The organism is Streptomyces sp. NPDC044063, assembly GCF_056434285.1.
This window is the reverse complement of the sequence record NZ_JBWKFM010000024.1, coordinates 21,263-43,988: the sequence shown is the minus strand read 5'-3', so window position 1 is coordinate 43,988 and position 22,726 is coordinate 21,263. Positions and strand designations below refer to the sequence as shown.

Genomic DNA, 22,726 nt, shown 5'->3' with positions numbered 1-22,726 from the left:
CCGGCGGCCGGCGGCCTGATCGTCGGGCCGCCGGCCCGCTTCTCGTCAGTCTCTCGTCAGTCTTTCGTCAGTCTTCTCGTCAGTCGGTCGCGATGGCCTTCAGGACGTTCATCCGGCCCGCCCGGAACGCCGGGACCACGGCGGCCAGCAGGCCCACCACGGCCGAGCCGGCGAACACCGCGCCGATCGTCGGCCACGGGATGTCCAGCACCCCCAGGCCCTCCAGGGCCAGCAGCCGCTGCGCGGCCGTGCCCCACGCCATGCCCAGCCCCAGGCCCAGCAGGGCGCCGAAGAGGGCGATCACCACCGACTCCAGGCGGATCATGCGGCGCATCTGGCGGCGGGAGAGACCGATGGCCCGCAGCAGGCCGATCTCCCGGGTGCGCTCGACGACCGACAGGGCGAGCGTGTTCACGACGCCCAGGATCGCGACGACGATCGCGAGGGCCAGCAGGCCGTAGATCATGTTGAGGAGCTGGCCGACCTGGTCCTGGATGAGCTTCTTGTAGTCGGACTGGTCACGGACCTTGATCTGCGGGTACTGCTCGACGGACGCCTTGAGGGCGGCCGCGGCCTGCTCCGTCTGCCCGTCGGCCGCCTTGGCGAGGAGCATGAAGTCCAGCGGCATCCGGTCGGCCGGGAGGTAGGTGCGGGCCGTGGCGATGTTCGTGTACATCGCGCCCTGGTCGATGCTGGTGTCGTCCGAGGTGACGGCCCCGACCGTGAGCTCGGCCGTGCGGCCGCCGGTCATGGCGACCTTCAGCCGGTCGCCCCGCTTGACGCCGTGCTCCTTGGCGAAGCCCTCCGGCACCGACATGGCGTCCTTGGCGTAGGCGTCCTTGAGCGCGCCCGTGACCGTCTCGGCACGCACGTCGTCGGCGTAGGTGGGGCTGACCGCGGCGATCCGCTTGCTGACGGTCCTCCCGTCCGGCGTCGTGATCCTCGCGCCGACGAGCGCGTACTCGGTGACGTGCGCGACGTGGCCGGCGCCCTTGACCGCCCGGACCGCGGCCGGGCTCAGCGGCTGCTGGTTGTCGGACTGGACGATGAAGTCCGCGCCCACCGACTTGTCGAGCTGGTCCGTGGCCGAGGCGACCATCGAGGAACCCACCACCGACAGCGCGGCGACCAGCGCCAGGCCGATCATCAGCGCGGAGGCGGTGGCGCCCGTACGCCGCGGGTTGCGCAGCGCGTTGCGCTCGGCGAGGCGGCCGACGGGCCCGAAGGCCCGCAGCACGACCGCGCTGATCACACGGACGACCAGACCGGCCAGCAGCGGCCCGACGACGATGAAGCCGACGAGGGACAGCAGGACGCCGATGCCCAGCAGGCCCGAGCCCCCCGCGGCGTCGTCCGCCCGGGCCGCGGTGACCAGCGCCAGCCCGCCCAGGGCGGTCAGCAGCAGACCGATCGTGGCGCGCACCCGCCCCGCCTTGCCGTCCGCCGGGGTGCCCGCTTCGCGCAGGGCGGCCATCGGGGAGACCCGGGTGGCCTTGACGGCGGGCAGGCAGGCGGCCAGGACGGTGACGAGCACACCGAGGACCAGGCCCACGACCGGCGTCGCGGCCTTGATCGTGAGCTCGCCCGTGTCGAGCTTCATGCCCATGGAGCCCATGAGCTCCATCAGCCCCACGGCGAGGGCGATGCCGCCGCCGATGCCGAGCACCGAGCCGACGACTCCGAGCAGCACCGCCTCGGTCAGCACGGACCGGAGGACCTGCCGGCGGCTGGTGCCGATGGCCCGCATCAGGCCGATCTCCCGGGTGCGCTGGGCGACCAGCATGGAGAAGGTGTTGACGATGAGGAAGACACCCACGAGGACGGCGATGCCGGCGAAGCCGAGCAGCGCGTACTTCATGACGTCGAGGAAGGAGCCGACGTTCTTCTTGTTCTCCTCCTTGGACTCGGCGGCGGTCCGCACCGTGTACTCGTCGGAGCCACCGACTGAGGAACCGAGCGCGGCCGTGACCCGCTCCTTGAGCCGCTCGTCGCCGACGCCGGACGCGGCGGTCAGCCCGTAGCTGCTGACCGCGCCCGCGCTGCCGAGCAGCTTCGTCTGCGCGGTCGCGGTGTCGAAGTAGAGGAGGGCCGCACCGGGGTTGGTGGTCTTGAACGTGGCGATGCCGACGACACGCACGGTGAAGTCGCCGGGGACGGCGATGACGCGCAGCTCGTCGCCCGCCTTCACACCGTGCTTGTCCGCGGTGTCGGCGTCGAGGACGGCCTCGGCCGGGCCGTGCGGGGCGTGGCCGGTGGTGATCTCGACGGACTTCCGCTGGCTCTCGTCCCAGTTGGTGCCCACGGTGGGGGCGCCGGAGGTGGGGCTGAGGCTCTTGTTCTTCCCGTTGACGACGGTCAGCTGCATGCTGGTGACATGCGGCTCGACCTCGGCGACGCCGTCCACCGCCGCCAGCTTCGCCCGGAGCGCGGCCGGCAGGGTCGGGGGCTTGCCGGTCTCCTGGGCGTCGTCGTCCTTCTTCGGGGAGACGGACACATCGGAGGCGGTGTTCGCGAAGAGTTTGTCGAACGTGGCGTTCATGGTGTCGGTGAACACCAGCGTGCCGCAGACGAACGCGACCGACAGCATGACCGCGACGGCGGACAGCGCCATGCGGCCCTTGTGCGCGAGGAGGTTGCGCAGCGAGGTCTTGAGGACGGTCACGACACCCGCCCGCGCGCGTCGAAGTGCTTCATCCGCTCCAGGACGGCGTCGGCCGTCGGGGAGTGCATCTCGTCGACGATGCGGCCGTCGGCGAGGTACAGGACACGGTCCGCGTACGAGGCGGCGACCGCGTCGTGGGTCACCATGACGATGGTCTGCCCGAGCTCGTCCACCGAGCGGCGCAGGAAGCCCAGCACCTCGGCGCCGGCCCGCGAGTCGAGGTTTCCGGTCGGTTCGTCACCGAAGATGATGTCGGGCCGGGCGGCGAGGGCCCGGGCCACGGCCACGCGCTGCTGCTGACCGCCGGAGAGCTGGTTCGGCCGGTGCTTGAGGCGCCCTGCCAGCCCGACGGTCTCCACGACGCGGTCCAGCCAGGCCCGGTCGGGCTTGCGGCCGGCTATGTCCATCGGGAGCGTGATGTTCTCGATCGCGTTGAGCGTCGGCAGCAGGTTGAACGCCTGGAAGATGAAGCCGATGCGGTCCCGGCGCAGCCGGGTCAGCTTCCGGTCCTTCAGGGCGGTGATCTCGGTGTCGTCGATGAAGATCTGCCCGGAGGTGACGGTGTCGAGACCGGCCAGGCAGTGCATCAGCGTCGACTTGCCGGAACCGGAGGGTCCCATGATGGCCGTGAACTGCCCGCGGGCGATGTCCACGTCGACGTGGTCGAGCGCCACGACCCGGGTCTCCCCGGAACCGTAGGCCTTCAGCACCTGGCGGGCACTCGCCGCGACGGCCGCAGATCCTCCACTGCCCCCGGTCCTGGGAATCGATACAGCCGTTGTCACGATGGGTTCTCTCCTGAAAGGTCCGTGAATGTCCCGCCATGCGCGGGCACGGCCCCCAGCCTGCGGCAGGGGCGGTGGCCGGCGCGATGGTGCCCGTCCGTGTTCCCGGGGTGGGGCCAGCCCCACCCCGGCACCCCGGCCGGCCCCACCGAATCTAGGCGGCCCCCGGCACGCCCCTCCTCCTGCTGCGGTACGAACCGCGGGCGGGGGAACGTACGGAACGCCCCCTAGGGGATACGGCCCACCGGACCACCACCCTCCAGGGGTCGCATACGTACATCGGCGGAGAAACCGACTCCTGAGGGGTAACGAACGGCGAAGAAACCGTGAAGCCGGTCCCCGGACAAGACAATTGGGGTTGGAGAGAATTAGTGTTCGGGTCTATGGCCGTGGGGGGCTGACGTGCGACCCCCTGGGAACGGCCGCCCGGTCTCCCAAGGAAGCAGCCTCCGTGAAGATACTTGGTACTCGCGCTGCCAGCGTCTCCCGCCAGGGACTGTGCACGGCCCTGCTCGTCGCGAGCCTCACCACGGCCGCCGTCGGGGCCACCCCGCACACGTCGGCGGAGGGCGAACCCTCCCCCGGCCCCGACAATCCGCAGAGCCGCCCCCACGGCACCCCCAACCTCACCCTGCCCGACCTCCGCCCCAAGCCCGGTGCCACGGGCACGCCCGGGAACGGCACGCTGCCGCCCGGCGGCGAGGACTCCGGCATCCCGGCGACCGCCCTGGCCGCCTACAAGAACGCCGAGACCCTCGCGAAGACGAAGTACCCGAACTGCCACATTCCCTGGCAGCTCGTCGCGGGCATCGGCAAGGTGGAGTCGCAGCACGGGGCCATGGGCGGCCGGATGAACCCGGACGGCACGACGGAGAGACGCATCCTCGGCCCGCGGCTGACCGGCGGCGAGTTCGCGAAGATCACGGACACCGACGGGGGCCTCTGGGACGGCGACAAGGAGTACGACCGCGCCGTCGGCCCCACCCAGTTCATCCCCTCCACGTGGCAGACCATGGGCGCCGACGGCAACGGCGACGGCAAGAAGGACCCCAACAACATCTTCGACGCCGCCGCGGCAACGGCCGGCTACCTGTGCGCCGGCGGCAAGGACATGACCCGGGCCGCCGACCTCGACAAGGCGATCCTCAGCTACAACAACTCGCGCGAATACGTGAACGCCGTGCTCGCCTGGGCCCGCAAGTACCAGAACGGCGAGGTCGGCCTGCTGCCTGACGGTCCCGGCCTGCCGCCCTCCCCCGGCACCGGCACCTCCCCCACCCCGTCCAACCCGTCGGCCGGCGGCGGCTCGACGCCGTCCCACAAGCCCGGCGGCACGACGGGCGGCGGCAGCACGGGCGGTGGCAACACCGGCGGTGGCGGCACCGGGAGCAACACCGGCGGAGGCACGGGCGGCAACACCGGCGGAGGCAACGGCAACACCGGTGGCAGCGGCCACAACGGCGGTCAGAAGCCCGGTGGCGGCGGCACCGACAAGCCCACCCCGCCCGCCCCCAAGCCGGTCACGCGCATCGAGCGCGTGAGCGCGCCCACCCTGGAAGCCACCGCCAACGAGGACTTCCCGACCACGCCGCGCGTCCGCGCCCTCACCTCCGACGGCAAGCCGGCCCCGGAGGGCACCCGCATCCGCTTCGAGATCAGGGGCAGCACCGACGCCCGCTTCCCCGAGGACGCCACCAAGGTCACCGTCCGCACCGCCAAGGACGGCACCGCGACCGCGCCGCGGATCCACGCGGGCGACTGGCCCGTCCCGTTCGTCATCAGCGCCACCGTCGAAGGACGCGACGTCACCGTCGACTTCCACGCGAACGTCAAGCAGGCCCCCGCGCCGCACGCCGACAAGCTCGTACGCGTCGGCGACGACACGCTCACGGCCGCACCGAAGACCGAGTTCACGCAGAAGATCCGGATCGAGGCCCTGGCCAAGGGCAAGCCCATCTCCGGCACCGCGATCACGGCCACCGTGCTCGACGCCGACGGCAAGCCCCTCACCACCACCGGCCCCTACTACAAGGACAAGGACGGCAAGCCCGTCCGCACGCTCGTGCTGCCCAAGACGGACGACAAGGGCCTGGTCACCCTGCCCGCCCTGTTCGCCGACGAGAAGACCGGCACCTACACCCTGCGGCTCACCACCGCCGAGGGCACGGTCCTCACGCTGAAGCTGACCGTCGCGGCCCCCGCGCCGGCCACGCCCACGCCGTCCACGCCGTCCACGCCGGCCCCGTCGGGCACGGCCCGCTAGGCGCGCACCACCCGTCCCGCCCGCCGGCCCCGGCGGGCGGGACACCCGCGTCCGGCCCCGCGTCAGTCCGCGGCGCCCGCGTCCTCCGCCACCGGCTTGCCCGTCAGGGCCGCCAGGCTGTGCCGCACGTGCGCCATGTGGGACTTCAGCTCCTCGCGCCGCTCCTCGTGCTCGCGCAGCACCCGCTCGGTGTCCCGCGCGATCCGCTCCTCCCGCACCCTGGCCTGCGCGATCACCGCCGACGCCTGCGCCTCGGCGTCCTCCTGCCCGTGCCGGGCCGCCTCCTCGGTCTCCGCGTACCGGCGGCGCGCGTCACCCAGCGCCGTCCGCGCGTACTCCTCCAGCGCCGCCACCCGCGCGTCCATCGCCGCCTCGCGCTCGGCGATCTCCCGCCCGGCCGCGTCCCACCGCTCGGCGTGCTCCTTCTCCTGCTCGGCCAGGACGTGCGCCGTGCGCTGCCGCATCTCCGTCAGCGCCCCCAGCGACTCCTCGCGCCGCTGCTTGACCTCCGCCACCGCCGTCGTCCGCACGTCGTCCGCGACGGTCTGCGCGGCCAGCGTCGCCTGCCGCGCCCACTCCTCGGCCTCCGCCCGGACCGCCACCGCGTACGCGTGCCCCGCGTCGCGCGTCTCCCGCGCGTACACCTCGGCGGCCTCCTGCATGGCCGCCGCCTCGGCCTCCGAACGCTCCCTGAGCCCCGCCGCCTCCAGCTCGGCCGTCGTCACCAGCCCCTGGGCCCGAGCGCCCAGGGTCTCGTACGTCTGCGGCGGCAGCTTCGCGACGACCTGCTCCAGCCGCCGTACCTCGTCCTCCATCTCGCGCGCGAGGACGGTCAGCCGCGCCGCCCGCTCCCAGGCGGAGTCCCGCTGGTGGGCGAATTGCGCCAGCGCGCGGTCGACCTGCTCGGGCCGGTACCCCCGGCCCCGTACGACAGCGAATCCGTCAGGAGACACCGATGAACTCATCCTTGTAGCCCCTTATATCCGGAAATCCGGTATGCGACAGGTCCGGCGTACATCATTCCCGTCCCGGCGAAGCGCCCTCGCCGCGACACTCCGCGGCGCGGGGTGCCCGACCCCCGTCCCGGGCCGGACACCCCGCGCCGTAGCCGTACGCCTCGGCCGGCCGCTAGAAGAGACCGTCCCACATCTGCTCCAGCAGCACCGCCCACCAGTTCTCGGGCGACGACAGCGCCGCCGGGTCCAGCGCGGCCAGCTGGTCCTGAAAGTCCACGGTCCAGCGCCCGGCCTGCTCCGGCGTCAGCCCGTAGCGCCAGCGCCACATCTTGCCGAGCAGCGCCAAAGAGCGTACGAACTGGGGAAGGCTCGTGTTGACGAACTGCGGCGCCACCGGCTGACCGTCAGGCCCCGCCTCCAGCGGCACCGCCACGATGTGGGCCGTGCCGTACTGCACGCACAGCTGACGGCCGTAGTCGCTGCCCATCACCAGGTACGAGCCCGCGTCGGCCGCCGGGCGCACCCCGCGCTCCGCCGCCAGCTCCGCCAGCGTCGGCACCGGCCGGCCCGGCTGGGTCTGCCCCCAGAAGAACGGCCCGAAGTCCGCCGGCAGCCCAGCCCACACCAGCGTCTGCGCGACGATCTCCGGCACGCCCTGGCGCGAGACGGCCCGCTGGTCGAACCGGAACACCTGCGGCCCGAAGGACTCCGCCAGCTCCCGCCCGATCACGTCCGGGCCGACCGGCGGCGCCATCGCGATCTGACCGGGGTGCGGCAGCGGCACCCGGTTCGGCGCGGGCCGCGCGGGCCCGTCCGCCACCTGGTGCAGCTCACCCTGGTGCTCCACCAGATGGCGCACCCCCTGCTGACGGGTGGCGTAGTCACGGCCGTACGGCGCGGTGTGACTGATCCTCACCTGCGGCCACGTCTCGCGGATCATCCGCGCGCAGTAACCGCCGGGCAGGTCGCACGACTCCAGCTCGGTGTGCAGCTCCAGCACCTGCTGCGGCGGCACGTTCATCGCCCGCAGCTCGTGGAGGATCTGCCACTCGGGGTGCGGGGTGCCCGGCGCGCTACGGCGGATGATCTGCTGCTCGGACCCGTCGTGGGCCCGGTAGCGCAGGACGGCCATGTAGCCCGGACCGACCGTGGGCACGCCGGTGGGCGCCTGCGGATAGCCGTAGGCGGGCGCCGGCGGCACGGCGGCCTGCGACGGCTGGGGGGCCTGGGGCGCCGGGGGCACCGGAGGCGCCTGGGGGGCGCCCGGGCCGCCGGGGCTCGCGAGCATCGTCGCCGCCGCGTGCTGCGGGGCGCCGGGCACACCGGGGGCGGCCGGGGGCGCCGGCGGCCGCGGGGCGGCCGGTGCGCCCGGACCCCCGGGGCTCGCGAGCATCGTGGCCGCCGCGTGCGCGGGCCGGGCACCCTGCGGCTCGCCGGGAGCCGGGGCCGCCGGGGGCGGCGGGGGCGTGCCGGGGCCGGCCAGCATGGTGGCGGCCGCGTGGGCGTCACCGGGCGGGGCCGGCGGCGCCGCGGGAGGCGTGGCGGGAGCGGCCGGCGGCGTCGCCGGCATGTTCGGACCACCGACCGCAGGGGCGATCGCCGTCCGCGGCAGGGAGCTGCCCTGCGGCATCAGAGCCGTCTTGGCTTCCGGGCGGACGCTCGGCGGCGGGGTGTCGTCCACGTCCACACCCGTCAGCGCCGGGGCCAGCACCGTGGCGGGCAGCCCGACGGAACGGTCGTCGTCGTCCCCGGACACATCGGCACCGGCCCACGGCTCGACGGCCCCGGGCTCGGCCTGCGCGTCCGCGCCGGACGGCCACGAAGCCGCCGCGGGGGCGGACGCGGGGGCCTCGGCGTCGTCGCCGGACGCCCCGTGCGCGTCCGCGCCGGACGGCCACTCGGCCGCCGCCGGGGCGGACGCCGGGCCGTCGGTGTCCTCGCCGGACGCCGGGGAGGCATCAGTGGCGGCGGGCGCCACGTGCGCATCTCCAGCCGACGGCCACTCGGTCGCCGCCGGGGCGGACGCCGGGACCTCGGCGTCCTCACCGGACGCCGGGGAGCCACCGGTGGCGTCCGGCGCCCCGTGCGCGTCCGCCTCGGACGGCCACTCGGCCGCCACCGGCGCAGACGCCGCAACCTCGGCGTCGTCACCGGGCGTCTCGGGCGCAACGGCGGCGCCGGGCGCGCCGGCGGACGCCACGTCCGCGGACGGGACATCAGGGGACGGCACGTCGGCCGGCTCCGCGGCCGCCGGCGCGGCGGACTCGTCCTTCGAAAGAGACGGCCTCGGCACGGACACCCCGGACGTACCGCCCGTCACGGCACCGGCCGTACCGGACGCCACCGCGTCCGACCCCGCCGCGCCCGAAGACCCCGACGACCCCGACGACCCAGCCGCACCCGACGACCCCGGCGAACGCCGGTCCGGGATGCCCATCGCGTCGGCGGCCTCCTGGAGCCACTCCGGCGGGCTCAGCAGGAACGACGTCGCGTTCAGATCCACCCGCTTCGGCGGCGCCTCCGCCGCCTCCCGCGCCGGTTCCTCCACGGCCCCGTACTCCTCCTCGTACCGCCGGATCACCTCGCCCACCGGCAGCGCGGGCCACAGCGTCGTCTCGCCGCTGTCCCGCGCGATGACCAGCCGCAGCCGGCCCCCGTCGCCCTTCGGGCCGTCCTCACGGTCCTCGGCCCAGCACACGAAGCCCAGATCGAACTCCCGTACGCACACCTCGCGCTGGAGGTACGCCGGCACGTCACCGTTCACCCAGCGCTCCGCACGCTCCTGCGCCTGCGCGAAAGTCACCATGCCGCCGCTCACTCCTCCACCGGGACGGCGTACGCGAAACCGCCGTCCACCATCAGGTTCGCCACCGTCTCCAGCTCCGGCGGACCACCCGCCAACCGCGACAGGAACGCGTCGAAGTCCCCACCACAGGGCAGCAGCAACCGCTCCACCCGCTCCTGCACCGCCCAGCCGTCCCGGTCCCGCGCGTCGTCGTACGGGCAGAACCACACCGACCCGACCGCCTCACCGCGGACCTTCACCGTCAGCACGCCGCCCTGGAGGAACGCCACGCCCAGGTAGTCCTTGGTGAAGTGATCCCGCAGGCACTTGTTGACGTAAACCAGGTCGTTGACCGCCGCCTCGTCCCGCACCGTGAAGAACGGCTGGTCCAGCAGCAGCCCGAGCTCCGCGTCCAGCGCCGCGCCCACCGGCGCGCAACCGCCCGCGGCCTTCAGGAACGCCCGGTAGGCACCCGGCAGCCGGTACCCCAGGTCCTCCTCGACGCCCTGCACCTGCTCCTCCGTGACCGCCGGGCCCCGGTGCGGCAGCGCGAAGTGCACCGGCCGCGTCTCCTGCAGCGGACGCGTACCCCGCTTCTCCTGGTCGACGGCCGCCGTCGCCAGCCCGCCGTGATGCCGCAGCAGCGCCTTCACCTCGACCGGGATCAGCTCCAGCCGCCGGGTGCCCGCCACGTGGTGCCACGTCCAGCCGTGCGGCGTCGCCACCGGCGGCAGGCTCGCCCACAACTCGTGCCCGGCCGCGCGCAGCGCCGCGTTGGCCGACACGTAGTCCGTCAGCCGCAGCTCGTCCACGCCGAAACCCTCCGGCGGCTCCGCGATCTCCGCGGCCGCCCGCGCGTACGGCGAGAAGTCCGGGAAACCCCGCTCGTCCACGCGCACGCCCTTGGGATAGCGGTCGCGCCGGACCGGGTCCGGGAAGTGCACGACCTGCCCGGCGTAGGCGGCGTTCGGTGGCGCGGCCTGCTGCCCGAGCCGACCTGTCGTCATGGCGGAAGCCCCCTGCTGAACTGTGTCTCCTACAGGACCACTGAAGACCCGGACATGCGGCGGACGCCGGGAACACTCGTGGGCCACAGCCTAAGCGGTGCCGCCGGGAAGAGGACCGGCCCACCGCCCCGCCCCTCCCCCGTCCGCCCGCGCACGTCCCGCGCACACGCTTGCAGATGCGTACGAACCACCACCGGCGGAAGCCCCCCGGCGTGCCACCCCGCGACAACTCGTAACCCCACAGTGATCATTCGGCACACCGGTCCCACCCAACACAGACCTGGCTTTCACACCGGCCACCCCGTTTGGCAGGCTGATCCCCGCAACAGGGGGATTGCGAGGGAGGGAAAGAACCACCATGCACACGACGCGGGACCGGCACACCGACAGCGGTACACCCGGCGACCCCAGGCTCACCTGGAGCTCCACCGAGGACGCCGACCGGCCGCCGGCCCTGCTCCGCCGCCGCGACGGCATCCTGCCCGCCGTCGCCGCCGCCCTCTCCGTCCGCGGCGAGACCCTCACCTGCACCGCCGGCAAGTCCGACCAACCCCCCAGACTCCACCCCCTGGTCCAGGACTTCCTCGACACCCTCACCCTCGAACGCCGCGAACGCTTCACCGGCCGCTGCCCCGAGGCCGTCCTCCTCACCCGCTTCCTCACCGCCCTCGACGGCGGCCGCAGCAAACGCGCCGCCCGCAAAGCACTCACCCACGGCGAAGCCCGCCGCGCCCTCAAGCAGGCCAAGCTGACCGCCCGCCACATCCGCGAGGACGGCGACCCCCTCCACGGCGCCTACGCACCGCCCTGCCGCTCCTGCACGGCACTCCTGACCCACTTCGGCGTACGCACCGTCGACACCGCCGCCCCGACCCACGGCAGGAACTGACCCCCCACGATGCGCGCATTCGACCGCACCGCCGCCACCCGCTTCCCCGTCGCCGTCGACGCCGCCCTGCGCGACGCCGGCTGGCAGCCCGGCCGCTGGGACATCAAGGCCGCCGAGAACTGGGCCGACGCCCTGCGCGCCCACACCTCCCCGGCCGGCCACCGGCACACCGTCTTCCCCTCCGCCGTCGAGGCCTGGGCCGAATTCGGCGGACTCCACGTCACCCCGCCCGGACCCGGCCGGCACATCGCCCCCACGCCGTTCCACATCGACCCCCTGCACGGCCTCCACCTCGCCCGCACCCTCGCCGACCTCGGCCGCGCGCTGGGCACCGAGGTCTGCCCCCTCGGCGGAGAGGCGGACGGCCAGGCCGTCCTCGCCATCGACACCCACGGCCGCGTCTACAGCCTGGACCACACCGGGGACTGGTACCTCGGTTCCGACATCGACCACGCCATCGGCGCCCTCGTCACCGGAACCCGCCCCTCCCGCCTCACGGCCTCCGGCCCGGCACAGGGATAGCCAGGCATACGGCGGTCCGCACGCCTACGCGCCCCCGGCGTCCGGTATCACCGCCGACACCCGGAAACCCCCCGCGTCCGTCGGACCCGACACGAAGACCCCGCCCAGCGCGGCCACCCGCTCCCGCATCCCGACCAGACCGTTCCCACCACTCGGCAGCCCGGGCCCCGCGCCGGCGTCACCGTCCGACGGACCGTTCTCCACCTGGAGCGCCACCTCGGCGTCCCGGTGCGCCAGCCGCACCAGCGCCTTCGCGCCCGGAGCGTGCTTGTGGACGTTCGTCAGCGCCTCCTGCACCACCCGGTACGCGGTCTGCTCCACCTGCGGCGGATACGAACGCTCCTCGCCCATCACCGCAAGCTCCACCGCCATCCCGGCATCCCGCGACTGACCGACCAGATCCTCCAGCCCGTCCAGACACGGACCGCCGTCACCGGCCTCCACGACCGGCCCACCGCCCGCGGCCCCCGCGGCACCCGCCGCCACCCGGGCCCGCGCCGAAGCCGCCGACGCCACCTCCGCCAGCCGCTCCGACCCCACGGCGGCCGACGGCCGCGCCACGGCCCCGCCCGAACCCGAACGCAGCACGCCCAGCATCTCGCGCAGCTCCGTCAGCGCCTGCCGGCCCATGTCGCCCACCAGCGCCGCGTTCCGCGACGCCTTCGCCGGATCCTTCAGCGCCACCGCCTCCAGGGCCGCAGCGTGCACCACCATCAGCGACACCCGGTGCGCCACCACGTCGTGCATCTCCCGCGCGATCCGCGTGCGCTCCTCGTTCCGGGCCCACACGGCGCGCTCCTCGGCACGCTCCGCCAGCAGCGACAGCTCCCGCTCCAGCCCGTCCGCCCGCTCCCGAAGACTCTCCACGAGCCGGCGTCTGGCACCCACGTACAGACCCAGCAGCAGCGGCGGGGCGGTCAGACCCAGCGCCATCACCAGCGAGAACACCCACGTCAGCCAGAAACCCGGCCGGTAGCCGTCCTCCGCCATGTCCTTGTGGAACCGCGCGAACGTCACGACGAGCGTCCCCAGCAGATTCGCCCCGGCCAGCACCGCGATGATCCGGCGCGGCACGTCCGACGCGGCCAGCGTGTACATCGACACGATGCCCAGCAGCACGCCCATCTCGGCGGGCAGGATCGCTATCGACACCAGCACCACGGCGACGGGCCACCGCCGCCGCAACAACAACGTGGCCCCGGCCGGCACCCCGACCAGACCCCCCAGCACCCCGGGCAGCCCCACCTCCTGGGCGAAGCTCACCCCCTCCAGCGCGCACTCCAGGGCGGACACCAAGGCCAGCACCACGTCCAGCACCATGCTCCGCCGGCGCGCCCACCACCACGGCCCCGTGGGCGCGCCGCGCGCGCCCGCTTCCGCGATTGCCCCCGTTGTGGTCATACCACCCAGACTACGGGCGCCCGCCACCGGATTTCCGGGGCGCGCACGACCACACGGGGGGCATGAATAATGCCGGAACGGGTCATTTCCCTTCGAACTGGTGAATCGATCACGGATTCGACCATTCCGCCCCGCGGGTCCGCCAGGCTGCTGCCATGACCAAGCGAGAGGCTCAGGCGGAGGCCCGGAGACTCCGGCTCGCCGGAAAGACCTACGACGAAATCGTCACCGAGCTCGGTGTGGCGAAGAGCTCCGTATCCCTGTGGGTACGGGACCTGCCGAAGCCACGGAAGACGGCGGAGCAGTTGCACGCCATGAGCGAGGCCCGCTGGGCCCCGCACCGGCGCACCCAGGCGATCAAGCGCATCGACACGAAGCTGGCGGCGGCGAACGAGATCGGCCGCCTGACCGACCGCGAGCTGTTCCTCATCGGGGTCGGGCTCTACTGGTCGGAGGGCTCCAAGAGCAAGCCGCACCGGCTGAGCGAGCGCGTCACGTTCGTGAACAGCGATCCCCGCATGATCCAGGTCTACGCGGCCTGGCTGTCCCTGCTGGGCGTGGAGCCCGAGCGCGTCCAGTACCGCGTCATGATCCACGAGAGTGCCGACGTAGCCGGTGCGGAGCGCTTCTGGGCCGACCTCCTCGGCATCGACGTCGCCGCGTTGCTCAAGACGACCCTCAAGCGACACAACCCGTCCACGGTGCGCAAGAACGTGGGCGAGCGGTACCACGGCTGCCTTGTCGTCGATGTCCGGCGAAGCGCCGATCTGTACCGTCGCATCGAAGGCTGGTGGTACGGCATAGTGGTGGGGGCCGGATCAACGATCTAGGGATCGTCCGATTTGGCACATTCTGCCATCCCCTGTGGTGTAATTGGCAGCACGGCACCCTTTGGAGGTGTTCGGTCTAGGTTCGAGTCCTAGCGGGGGAGCTCAAAGTTCGATTCTCCGGGTCCTGACCTCCCAGGTCAGGACCCGCGCGCGTTTCACCCCTCTTACGCCCCGGTATCCTGCGGGTGTCCACCCCCTCGAAGCCGAAGGGCACACCCGTGAGCGCCAACCGCCCGGCAGCCGTCGTCGTCCTCGCAGCGGGTGAGGGCACCCGCATGAAGTCGGCGACCCCCAAGGTCCTGCACGCGATCTGCGGCCGCTCCCTCGTCGGGCACGTCGTCGCCGCCGCCCGTGAGCTGGACCCCGAGCACCTCGTCGTCATCGTCGGCCACGCCCGTGAGCAGGTCTCCGCCCACCTGGCCGAGATCGATCCCGGTGTGCGGACCGCCGTGCAGTACGAGCAGAACGGCACCGGTCACGCGGTGCGCATGGGTCTGGAGGAGCTGTCGAACAGCGGTATCGCGCTGGACGGCACCGTGGTCGTCGTCTGCGGTGACACCCCGCTGCTCACCGGCGAGACGCTGAAGCGCCTGTCGGACACCCACGCCGCCGACGGCAACGCCGTGACCGTGCTGACCGCCGAGGTGCCGGACTCGACCGGCTACGGCCGGATCGTGCGGGACGAGGCGACGGGCGCGGTGACCGCGATCGTGGAGCACAAGGACGCCACGGACGCCCAGCGGGCGATCAGTGAGATCAACTCCGGGGTGTTCGCGTTCGACGCGCGCCTGCTGACCGACGCGCTGGGGAAGGTGCGGACGGACAACAGCCAGGGCGAGGAGTACCTGACGGACGTCCTGGGCATCCTGCGGGAGGCCGGTCACCGGGTGGGTGCGGCGGTCGCGGGTGATCACCGGGAGATCCTGGGGATCAACAACCGGGTGCAGCTGGCGGAGGCCCGCCGGCTGCTCAACGATCGTCTGCTGCACGAGGCCATGATGAGCGGCGTGACGGTGGTCGACCCGGCGACTACGTGGGTGGACGTGACGGTGGCGTTCGAGGCGGACGCGCTGGTGCACCCGGGGACGCAGCTGCTGGGTGCCACGCGGCTGGCCGCGGGCTGCGAGGTGGGCCCGAACACGCGCCTGACGGACACGACGGTGGGTGCGGGCGCGCGGGTGGACAACACGGTCGCGGTGTCCGCCGTCATCGGCGAGAGCGCCACCGTGGGTCCGTTCGCCTATCTGCGTCCGGGGACGCGGCTGGGTGCGAAGTCGAAGGCCGGCGCCTACGTCGAGATGAAGAACGCCGCGATCGGCGAGGGCACGAAGGTGCCGCATCTGTCGTACGTGGGGGACGCCACGATCGGCGAGTACAGCAACATCGGCGCGGCGAGCGTGTTCGTGAACTACGACGGTGTGAACAAGCATCACACGACGATCGGCTCGCACTGCCGTACCGGATCGGACAACATGTTTGTGGCTCCGGTCACGATCGGGGACGGCGCGTACACCGCCGCCGGCTCGGTCATCACCAAGGATGTGCCCCCGGGTTCCCTGGCTGTCGCCCGTGGCCAGCAGCGGAATATCGAGGGTTGGGTGGCCCGTAAGCGCCCGGGAAGCGCTGCCGCTCAGGCCGCTTCCGCAGCTCGCCGGGAGACCGACGGCGAGCAGTGACCGTGACACCGGGACGCCGTGCGGGGCGTACCGTGATAAGCGCACACAAAGCGACATCCAAGGAGAATGTGCTGTGACCGGGTTCAAGACGACCGGCGAGAAGAAGCTGATGCTCTTCTCCGGCCGCGCCCACCCCGAGCTTGCCGAGGAGGTCGCGCACCAGCTGGGCGTCTCTCTCGTCCCGACCAAGGCATTCGACTTCGCCAACGGCGAGATCTACGTTCGCTTCCAGGAGTCGGCTCGTGGTGCCGACTGCTTCCTGATGCAGAGCCACACCGCTCCGATCAATAAGTGGATCATGGAGCAGCTGATCATGATCGATGCTCTGAAGCGGGCCTCCGCCCGGAGCATCACCGTGATCCTTCCGTTCTACGGCTATGCCCGTCAGGACAAGAAGCACCGTGGTCGTGAGCCCATCTCCGCCCGTCTGATCGCCGATCTGATGAAGACGGCGGGTGCCGACCGCATCCTGACGGTCGACCTCCACACGGACCAGATCCAGGGCTTCTTCGACGGCCCGGTGGACCACCTGTTCGCGCTGCCGATCCTGGCCGACTACGTGGGTGCCAAGGTCGACCGCGACAAGCTGACGGTCGTCTCTCCGGACGCCGGCCGCGTGCGCGTGGCCGACCGCTGGTGCGACCGTCTGGGCGCGCCGCTGGCGATCGTGCACAAGCGTCGCGACAAGGACGTCGCCAACCAGGTGACCGTCCACGAGGTCGTGGGTGACGTCAAGGGCCGGGTCTGTGTCCTGGTCGACGACATGATCGACACGGGTGGCACGATCTGCGCCGCCGCCGACGCGCTGTTCGCGCACGGTGCCGCGGACGTCATCGTCACCGCCACGCACGGTGTGCTCTCGGGTCCGGCCGCTGACCGGCTGAAGAACTCGAAGGTGAGCGAGTTCGTCTTCACGAACACCCTGCCCACCCCGAACGAGCTGGAGCTGGACAAGATCACGGTGCTGTCGATCGCGCCGACGATCGCCCGCGCCGTGCGTGAGGTGTTCGAGGACGGTTCGGTCACGAGCCTCTTCGACGAGCTGGGCTGAGCGAGCCCGCTCGAATGCTGTACCTGCTGTAACGATCATGCAGTCGTACTGACGTGCTGATCGATTTCTGGGCGGCCTTCCGCGCCGGGTAGACTCCTGGAGTTGCTCGGCGAGGGAGGCCGCACCGCTGTCCGCGGTGTTCGGCGGTCCGTTATCGACGCGCTCTTCGTAGCAGGCCTGTCGTGGGCCGGGTAACCGTCCACCGCAACCGCTCACGAGGAGTGCACCATGGCTGAGGTCAAGCTCGCCGCCACCGTCCGTACCGACTTCGGTAAGGGCGCCGCCCGCCGCGTCCGCCGCGAGTCCCAGGTTCCGGCCGTCGTCTACGGCCACGGCGCCGAGCCGGTCCACGTGTCCCTGCCGGGCCACGACCTGATGATGGCGCTGAAGACCCCGGGTGTTCAGCTGTCCCTGGACATCGAGGGCCGCACCGAGATCGTCGTTCCCAAGCAGGTTCAGCGCGACGCGCTGAAGGGCTTCATCGAGCACGTCGACCTGCTGGTCGTCAAGGCCTGATCGCCTGCCTCGCGGGTTTTTCTCTTCGACCGCCGTCCCGCTCCACCGGAGCGGGACGGCGGTTGGCGTATGAAGGAGACATGCAGATGACGGACGACTCGAGTCCCTGGCTGATCGTGGGCCTGGGCAACCCCGGCGGCGAGTACGCCGGCAACCGCCACAACGTCGGCTTCATGGTCGCCGACCTGCTCGCCGAGCGGCTGGGGGCGAAGTTCAAGACGCACAAGGCGCGGGCGCAGGTGGTGGAGGGCCGGCTGGGCGCTCCGGGGCCGTCCAGCCGCCGGGTGGTCGTGGCGAAGCCGATGTCGTTCATGAATCTGTCGGGTGGCCCGACGGCCGCGCTGCGGGACTTCTACAAGGTGCCGGTGGAGCGGATCGTCGCCGTGCACGACGAGCTGGACATCGATTTCGGGCAGCTGCGGCTGAAGCTGGGTGGTGGCGACAACGGTCACAACGGGCTGAAGTCGATCACGAAGGCGATGGGTGCGGACTACTGCCGGGTGCGGTTCGGTATCGGGCGTCCGCCGGGGCGGATGCAGGTGGCGGATTTCGTGCTGAAGGATTTCTCGTCGACGGAGCGCAAGGATCTGGCGTTCGAGGTGGACCGGGCGGCGGACGCGGTGGAGACGCTGATCGTGGACGGTCTGGAGCGGGCGCAGGGGACGTACAACTCCTGAGCCCCCGGGCCTGTGGCGGTGCCCCCGTTCCGGCGACGGAACGGGGGCACTGTCGTGTCCGGGGCCGGGTCAGCCGGTGTTGCGCAGGCCGGCCGCCACTCCGTTGACGGTGAGCAGCAGGGCCCTGGCGAGCAGCGGGTCGGCGGTCTCGCCGCGTGCGGCGGCTTCGCGCTGCCGGTGGAGGAGGGTGACCTGGAGGTAGGAGATCGGGTCGAGGTAGGCGTCGCGGATGTGGAAGGTCTGGCTGAGGACGGGGCTGGCGGCCAGCAGTTCGTCCTCGCCGGTGATGCGCAGCACTTCGCGGACGGTGAGCTCGTGCTCGGCCTTGATGGTGTCGAAGACGTGCCGGAGCTCGTCGGGCACGAGGGTGTCGACGTAGTGCCGGGCGATGCGCAGGTCGGTCTTGGCGAGGGTCATCTCGACGTTGGACAGGAAGTTCCGGAAGAAGTGCCAGTGCTCGTGCATCTCGTCGAGGACGGTGTCGAGCCCGGCTTCGCGGGCGGCCTTGAGGCCGGAGCCGACGCCGAACCAGCCGGGGACGATCTGCCGGGACTGGGTCCAGCCGAAGACCCAGGGGATGGCGCGGAGTCCGTCGAGGCCGGCGCCGGAGTCGGGGCGGCGGGAGGGCCGGGAGCCGAGGTGGAGTTCGGCGAGCTGGTCGACGGGGGTGGAGGCGAAGAAGTAGGCGGGGAGGTCGGGGTCCTCGACGAGGCGCCGGTAGGCCTGGTGGGCGGCGTCGGAGACGGTGTCCATGGCCGCGTCCCAGCGGGCGAGGGCCTCGTCGGACTGCCGGGGGGCGGTGTGGAGGGCCGAGGCCTGGAGGGTGGCGGCGACGGTGAGTTCGAGGTTCTCGCGGGCCAGGGACGGCAGGAGGTACTTGTCGGAGATGACCTCGCCCTGTTCGGTGACCTTGATCTCGCCTTCGAGGGTGCCCCAGGGCTGGGCGAGGATGGCGTCGTGGGTGGGGCCGCCGCCGCGGCCGACGGTGCCGCCGCGGCCGTGGAAGAGGCGGAGGCGGACGCCGTAGCGGTGGGCGACGTCGCGGAGCCGGCGCTGGGCGCGGTGGATCTCCCACTGGGAGGTGGTGATGCCGCCGAACTTGGAGGAGTCGGAGTAGCCGAGCATGACCTCCTGGACGTCGCCGCGGAGGGCGACGAGGCGCCGGTAGGAGGGGTCGGCGAGCATCTCGTCGAGGATGCGGTCGGCTTCCTTGAGCTCGTCGGTGGTCTCCAGGAGGGGCACGATGCCGATCCTGGCCCAGCCGGCGTGGAGGTCGACGAGGCCGGCCTCGCGGGCGAGGACGGCGGCGGCGAAGACGTCGTCGGCGCCCTGGCACATGGAGATGATGTAGGACTCGACGACCTCGGGGCCGAAGCGTTCGAGGGCTTCGCGGACGGTGTGGAAGACGCCGAGGGTCTTCTGTCCGGCTGCGTCGAGGGGGGCGGGGCTGGGGGCCAGGGGGCGGCGGGAGCGCAGTTCCTTGGCGAGGAGCTTGCGGCGGTAGTCCCGGGGCATGTCGGCGTAGCGCCAGGATTCCTCGCCGAGGCGGTCGAAGAGCTGGCCGAGGGCGTGGTGGTGGGCGTCGGCGTGTTCGCGGACGTCCATGGTGGCCAGGTGGAGGCCGAACGCGGCGAGGGTGCGCAGGGCGCGTTCGAGGCGGCCGTCGGCGATGAGGCGGCCTCGGTGGGCGCGCAGGGAGTCCTGGAGGGTCTGGAGGTCGGCGAGGAGTTCGGCGGTGCCGAGGTAGTCGCGGCCTTCCTGGTGGGGGGTGTTCTTCGCGAGGCGCTCGCGGGTGTTGACGAGCTTCTGGCGGATGCAGGTGGCCTTGAGGCGGTAGGGCTCCTCAGCGTTGAGGCGCTTGTAGCGGGGGCTGATCTCGGGGAGGAGTTCGAGGTCGCGCTGGAGGGAGGTGAGGAGCTCCTCGGTGGCGCCGCTGTTGCGGATGGAGTTGGAGAGGGCGCCGCGGAGGTCGTCGACGAGGGCGAGGGCGTCGGTGATGCCGTGTTCGTGCTGCAGTATCAGCACGTCCCAGGTGACCTGGGGGGTGACGTTGGGGTTGCCGTCGCGGTCGCCGCCGATCCAGGTGCCGAAGGTGAGGGGGCGGGTGGTGGCGGGGAGGGGGACGCCGACGCGGTCGAGTTCGGCGGCGAGGTCCTCCAGGACGTCGCCGACGGCCTCGGCGTGGAGCTCGTCGAGGTAGTAGATGGCGTTGCGGGCCTCGTCGGTGGGCTCGGGGCGGGCGACGCGCAGTTCGTCGGTCTGCCAGAGCAGGTCGATGTTCTCGGCGAGGCGGAGGTCGGTGCGGCGCTTGTCGGCGGGGGTGCCGGTGCCGGGGGTGTCGAGCAGCTGGGCGATGCGCCGGAGCTTGTTGAGGACGCTGCGGCGGGCGGCCTCGGTGGGGTGGGCGGTGAAGACCGGGCGTACGCCGAGGTGCTCGACGGTGGCGGCGAGGTGCTCGGGGTCGGCGTCCTTGAGCTGGTCGGCGGTGCGGGCGAGGAGGGAGCCCTCGGCGTCGCGGTGGGCGCGGAGCTCGCGGCCCCGGTGGACCTGCTCGGTGACGTTGGCCAGGTGGAAGTAGGTGGAGAAGGCGCGGACGAGCTTGGCGGCGGTCTGCGGGTCGGTGGCGCCGAGGAGGTGGGCGGCGGCCTCGCCGTCGGTGCGGGTCAGGGCCCGGACGCGTTCGACGAGGTCGAGGAGCTCCTGGCCCTCCTGGCGGACCAGTGTCTCGCCGAGCAGGTCGCCGAGGCGGCGGATGTCGGCGCGCAGGGCGGCGTTGGTGTTGTCGGCACTGCTCACAGGTGCGGCTCCTTGCGGTGTTTCCGAGCACGTCTGGAGGGGTGGCGGACCGCGCTGTCCGGCGCCCCCAGCATAGGTGTCCGCACGACGCGCGGTCGGCCACGGCCTCTTGCCCCCGCGCCGAGCCCTGCCATACTTACGAAGCCGTAGGTTACGGAACCGTAGCCACAGAACGTGGCCAAGCCCCGACCCCCATGAGGGAACCCATGACTGCAAGCCCCGACGTGCTCGAGAACGCGCCGAAGGCCCAGGAGACGACCCCACCGACGTCCGCCACGCTCGGAGGTGAGCAACGGCGGTCGGTCGAGCAGATCGCGCTGCTGGTGTTCATCGTCGTCCCGTTCGTCGCCCTGCTCGCCGCGGTCCCGCTGGCCTGGGGCTGGGGGGTGAGCTGGCTGGATCTGGGGCTGCTGGTGGCGATGTACTACATCGGTTGCCACGGCATCACGATCGGTTTCCACCGTTACTTCACTCACGGTGCCTTCAAGGCGAAGCGGCCGCTGCGGATCGCTCTGGCGATCATGGGCTCGCTGGCGGTCGAGGGGCCGGTGGTGCGCTGGGTGGCGGATCACCGCAAGCACCACAAGTTCTCCGACGCGGAGGGTGACCCCCACTCCCCCTGGCGTTACGGCGAGACGGTGCCGGCGCTGATGAAGGGGCTGTGGTGGGCCCACGTCGCCTGGATGTTCGACGAGGAGCAGACGCCGCAGCAGAAGTACGCCCCGGACCTGGTCAAGGACCCGATGATCCGGGCGATCTCCCGGCAGTTCGTGCTGTGGACGGCGGTGTCGCTGCTGATCCCGCCGCTGGTGGGCGGTCTGGTCACCTGGTCGTGGCAGGGGGCGCTGACGGCGTTCTTCTGGGGTTCGCTGGTGCGGGTGGCGTTGCTGCACCATGTGACGTGGTCGATCAACTCGATCTGCCACGCGGTGGGCAAGCGGCCGTTCAAGTCGCGGGACCGTTCGGGCAACGTGTGGTGGCTGGCGGTGCTCTCCTGCGGTGAGTCCTGGCACAACCTCCACCACGCCGACCCGACGTCGGCGCGGCACGGGGTGCTGCGGGGGCAGCTGGATTCGAGCGCGCGGCTGATCCGCTGGTTCGAGCGGGCGGGCTGGGCGTACGACGTGCGCTGGCCGAACGCGGGCCGGATCGAGTCGAAGCGGAACTCCCAGGGGAAGGGCGACGCCGTCCAGGCGGCATGATTGACGGCGTGGCGATCGACAGCAACACCAGTGACAAGGACCTGCCCGCGGCCCCGGCGCCCCGCCGTTCCCGGCCGCGCCGGGTGCGGATGACGGGCGCCGAGCGCCGCGAGCAGCTGTTGGACATCGGTCGCACCCTGTTCGCCGAGCGGGGCTTCGAGGGCACGTCGGTGGAGGAGATCGCGGCGAAGGCCGGGGTCTCCAAGCCGGTGGTCTACGAGCACTTCGGCGGCAAGGAGGGGCTGTACGCGGTGGTCGTGGACCGCGAGATGCGGCAGCTGCTCGACATGGTGACGGGGGCGCTGACGGCGGGGCATCCGCGGGAGCTGCTGGAGCAGGCCGCGTTCGCGCTGCTGGACTACATCGAGAAGTCGACGGACGGTTTCCGGATCCTGGTGCGGGATTCGCCGGTGGCGCAGTCGACGGGCACCTTCGCGTCGCTGATCAGCGATATCGCCACGCAGGTGGAGGACATCCTGGGTCTGGAGTTCAAGGCCCGGGGCTTCGATCCGAAGCTGGCCCCGCTGTATGCGCAGGCGCTGGTGGGGATGGTGGCGCTGACGGGTCAGTGGTGGCTGGACGTGCGCAAGCCGCGCAAGGCGGAGGTGGCGGCACATCTGGTGAACCTGGCGTGGCACGGTCTGGACGGGCTGGAGGCCAAGCCGCGGCTGGTGGGGCACCGCAAGAGCTAGGGCCTTTCCCGGGGCC

The 22,726-nt window shown here is 72.1% G+C and carries 16 protein-coding genes, 1 tRNA gene and 1 pseudogene; 11 read left to right on the top strand and 7 right to left on the bottom strand.

Annotated features, from left to right (window positions below; genetic code table 11):
• Nucleotides 1–79 precede the first annotated feature (79 nt).
• Together AC07BS_RS25915 and AC07BS_RS25910 are read right to left on the bottom strand one after the other, a co-directional pair.
• Nucleotides 80–2,662 (bottom strand): ABC transporter permease, encoded by a 2,583-nt coding sequence (locus AC07BS_RS25915; protein ID WP_478934656.1) that lies wholly within the window; start codon nucleotides 2,660–2,662, stop codon nucleotides 80–82.
• Entirely contained in the window at nucleotides 2,659–3,447 is a 789-nt protein-coding gene (locus AC07BS_RS25910; RefSeq protein WP_478649925.1) for an ABC transporter ATP-binding protein, read from the bottom strand. Before AC07BS_RS25910 ends, AC07BS_RS25915 begins: the two co-directional genes overlap by 4 nt.
• A gap of 451 nt (nucleotides 3,448–3,898) precedes the next feature.
• Between AC07BS_RS25910 and AC07BS_RS25905 the strand changes: the two genes are divergently transcribed.
• Complete coding sequence (locus AC07BS_RS25905) at nucleotides 3,899–5,710, top strand: lytic transglycosylase domain-containing protein (protein ID WP_478934655.1); 1,812 nt, start codon at nucleotides 3,899–3,901, stop codon at nucleotides 5,708–5,710.
• 62 nt (nucleotides 5,711–5,772) lie between these two features.
• On the opposite strand, the gene AC07BS_RS25900 is transcribed toward AC07BS_RS25905, so the two are convergent.
• The 3 genes from AC07BS_RS25900 to AC07BS_RS25890 all read right to left on the bottom strand — a co-directional run bounded on the left by AC07BS_RS25900 (nucleotide 5,773) and on the right by AC07BS_RS25890 (nucleotide 10,458).
• Entirely contained in the window at nucleotides 5,773–6,663 is an 891-nt protein-coding gene (locus tag AC07BS_RS25900; RefSeq protein WP_478649921.1) for a cellulose-binding protein, read from the bottom strand.
• 175 nt (nucleotides 6,664–6,838) lie between these two features.
• Entirely contained in the window at nucleotides 6,839–9,472 is a 2,634-nt protein-coding gene (locus AC07BS_RS25895; protein WP_478934654.1) for an SUKH-4 family immunity protein, read from the bottom strand.
• Between the two features lie 8 nt (nucleotides 9,473–9,480).
• Entirely contained in the window at nucleotides 9,481–10,458 is a 978-nt protein-coding gene (locus AC07BS_RS25890) for an SMI1/KNR4 family protein (RefSeq protein WP_478934653.1), read from the bottom strand.
• Nucleotides 10,459–10,816: 358 nt separating this feature from the next.
• Between AC07BS_RS25890 and AC07BS_RS25885 the strand changes: the two genes are divergently transcribed.
• Together AC07BS_RS25885 and AC07BS_RS25880 are read left to right on the top strand one after the other, a co-directional pair.
• Nucleotides 10,817–11,347, top strand: coding sequence for a YwqJ-related putative deaminase (locus AC07BS_RS25885; RefSeq protein WP_478649914.1), 531 nt, complete (start codon nucleotides 10,817–10,819; stop codon nucleotides 11,345–11,347).
• A gap of 9 nt (nucleotides 11,348–11,356) precedes the next feature.
• Entirely contained in the window at nucleotides 11,357–11,869 is a 513-nt protein-coding gene (locus AC07BS_RS25880) for an SUKH-3 domain-containing protein (protein ID WP_478649912.1), read from the top strand.
• 24 nt (nucleotides 11,870–11,893) lie between these two features.
• Here the strand turns inward: AC07BS_RS25880 and AC07BS_RS25875 are convergent, their stop codons facing one another.
• Entirely contained in the window at nucleotides 11,894–13,270 is a 1,377-nt protein-coding gene (locus AC07BS_RS25875; protein WP_478934652.1) for a sensor histidine kinase, read from the bottom strand.
• A 155-nt stretch (nucleotides 13,271–13,425) separates the two neighbouring features.
• Between AC07BS_RS25875 and AC07BS_RS25870 the strand changes: the two genes are divergently transcribed.
• The 6 genes and pseudogenes from AC07BS_RS25870 (at nucleotide 13,426) to pth (ending at nucleotide 18,020) form a co-directional block, all read left to right on the top strand.
• On the top strand, nucleotides 13,426–14,100 hold the full coding sequence (locus AC07BS_RS25870; RefSeq protein ID WP_478934651.1) for a hypothetical protein: 675 nt from the start codon (nucleotides 13,426–13,428) through the stop codon (nucleotides 14,098–14,100).
• A 28-nt stretch (nucleotides 14,101–14,128) separates the two neighbouring features.
• Nucleotides 14,129–14,201: transfer RNA gene (locus tag AC07BS_RS25865), tRNA-Gln, on the top strand.
• A gap of 117 nt (nucleotides 14,202–14,318) precedes the next feature.
• Nucleotides 14,319–15,776, top strand: a complete 1,458-nt coding sequence (gene glmU, locus AC07BS_RS25860; RefSeq protein ID WP_478649905.1) for a bifunctional UDP-N-acetylglucosamine diphosphorylase/glucosamine-1-phosphate N-acetyltransferase GlmU — start codon at nucleotides 14,319–14,321, stop codon at nucleotides 15,774–15,776.
• Nucleotides 15,777–15,849: 73 nt separating this feature from the next.
• Entirely contained in the window at nucleotides 15,850–16,827 is a 978-nt protein-coding gene (locus tag AC07BS_RS25855) for a ribose-phosphate diphosphokinase (RefSeq protein WP_190066508.1), read from the top strand.
• Between the two features lie 228 nt (nucleotides 16,828–17,055).
• A pseudogene (locus tag AC07BS_RS25850) lies at nucleotides 17,056–17,337 on the top strand (50S ribosomal protein L25); the annotation flags it as partial.
• Nucleotides 17,338–17,429: 92 nt separating this feature from the next.
• Nucleotides 17,430–18,020 carry an aminoacyl-tRNA hydrolase gene (pth, locus tag AC07BS_RS25845; protein WP_478649902.1) on the top strand — a complete coding sequence of 197 codons (591 nt, stop codon included), beginning with the start codon at nucleotides 17,430–17,432 and terminating at the stop codon, nucleotides 18,018–18,020.
• Nucleotides 18,021–18,089: 69 nt separating this feature from the next.
• On the opposite strand, the gene ppc is transcribed toward pth, so the two are convergent.
• A complete protein-coding gene (gene ppc / locus AC07BS_RS25840) occupies nucleotides 18,090–20,816 on the bottom strand; it encodes a phosphoenolpyruvate carboxylase (RefSeq protein WP_478649899.1) in 2,727 nt (908 codons plus the stop codon).
• Nucleotides 20,817–21,022: 206 nt separating this feature from the next.
• Between ppc and AC07BS_RS25835 the strand changes: the two genes are divergently transcribed.
• On the top strand, nucleotides 21,023–22,018 hold the full coding sequence (locus AC07BS_RS25835; RefSeq protein WP_478649897.1) for an acyl-CoA desaturase: 996 nt from the start codon (nucleotides 21,023–21,025) through the stop codon (nucleotides 22,016–22,018).
• On the top strand, nucleotides 22,015–22,710 hold the full coding sequence (locus tag AC07BS_RS25830; protein WP_478649895.1) for a TetR family transcriptional regulator: 696 nt from the start codon (nucleotides 22,015–22,017) through the stop codon (nucleotides 22,708–22,710). Before AC07BS_RS25835 ends, AC07BS_RS25830 begins: the two co-directional genes overlap by 4 nt.
• Nucleotides 22,711–22,726 lie beyond the last annotated feature (16 nt).

Coding starts and splice junctions, on each gene's coding strand:
- pth (WP_478649902.1), top strand. CDS start 17,430: ATGACGGACGACTCGAGTCCCTGGCTGATCGTGGGCCTGGGCAACCCC.
- AC07BS_RS25890 (WP_478934653.1), bottom strand. CDS start 10,458: ATGACGACAGGTCGGCTCGGGCAGCAGGCCGCGCCACCGAACGCCGCC.
- AC07BS_RS25895 (WP_478934654.1), bottom strand. CDS start 9,472: ATGGTGACTTTCGCGCAGGCGCAGGAGCGTGCGGAGCGCTGGGTGAAC.
- AC07BS_RS25835 (WP_478649897.1), top strand. CDS start 21,023: ATGACTGCAAGCCCCGACGTGCTCGAGAACGCGCCGAAGGCCCAGGAG.
- AC07BS_RS25875 (WP_478934652.1), bottom strand. CDS start 13,270: ATGACCACAACGGGGGCAATCGCGGAAGCGGGCGCGCGCGGCGCGCCC.
- AC07BS_RS25870 (WP_478934651.1), top strand. CDS start 13,426: ATGACCAAGCGAGAGGCTCAGGCGGAGGCCCGGAGACTCCGGCTCGCC.
- AC07BS_RS25830 (WP_478649895.1), top strand. CDS start 22,015: ATGATTGACGGCGTGGCGATCGACAGCAACACCAGTGACAAGGACCTG.
- AC07BS_RS25880 (WP_478649912.1), top strand. CDS start 11,357: ATGCGCGCATTCGACCGCACCGCCGCCACCCGCTTCCCCGTCGCCGTC.
- AC07BS_RS25885 (WP_478649914.1), top strand. CDS start 10,817: ATGCACACGACGCGGGACCGGCACACCGACAGCGGTACACCCGGCGAC.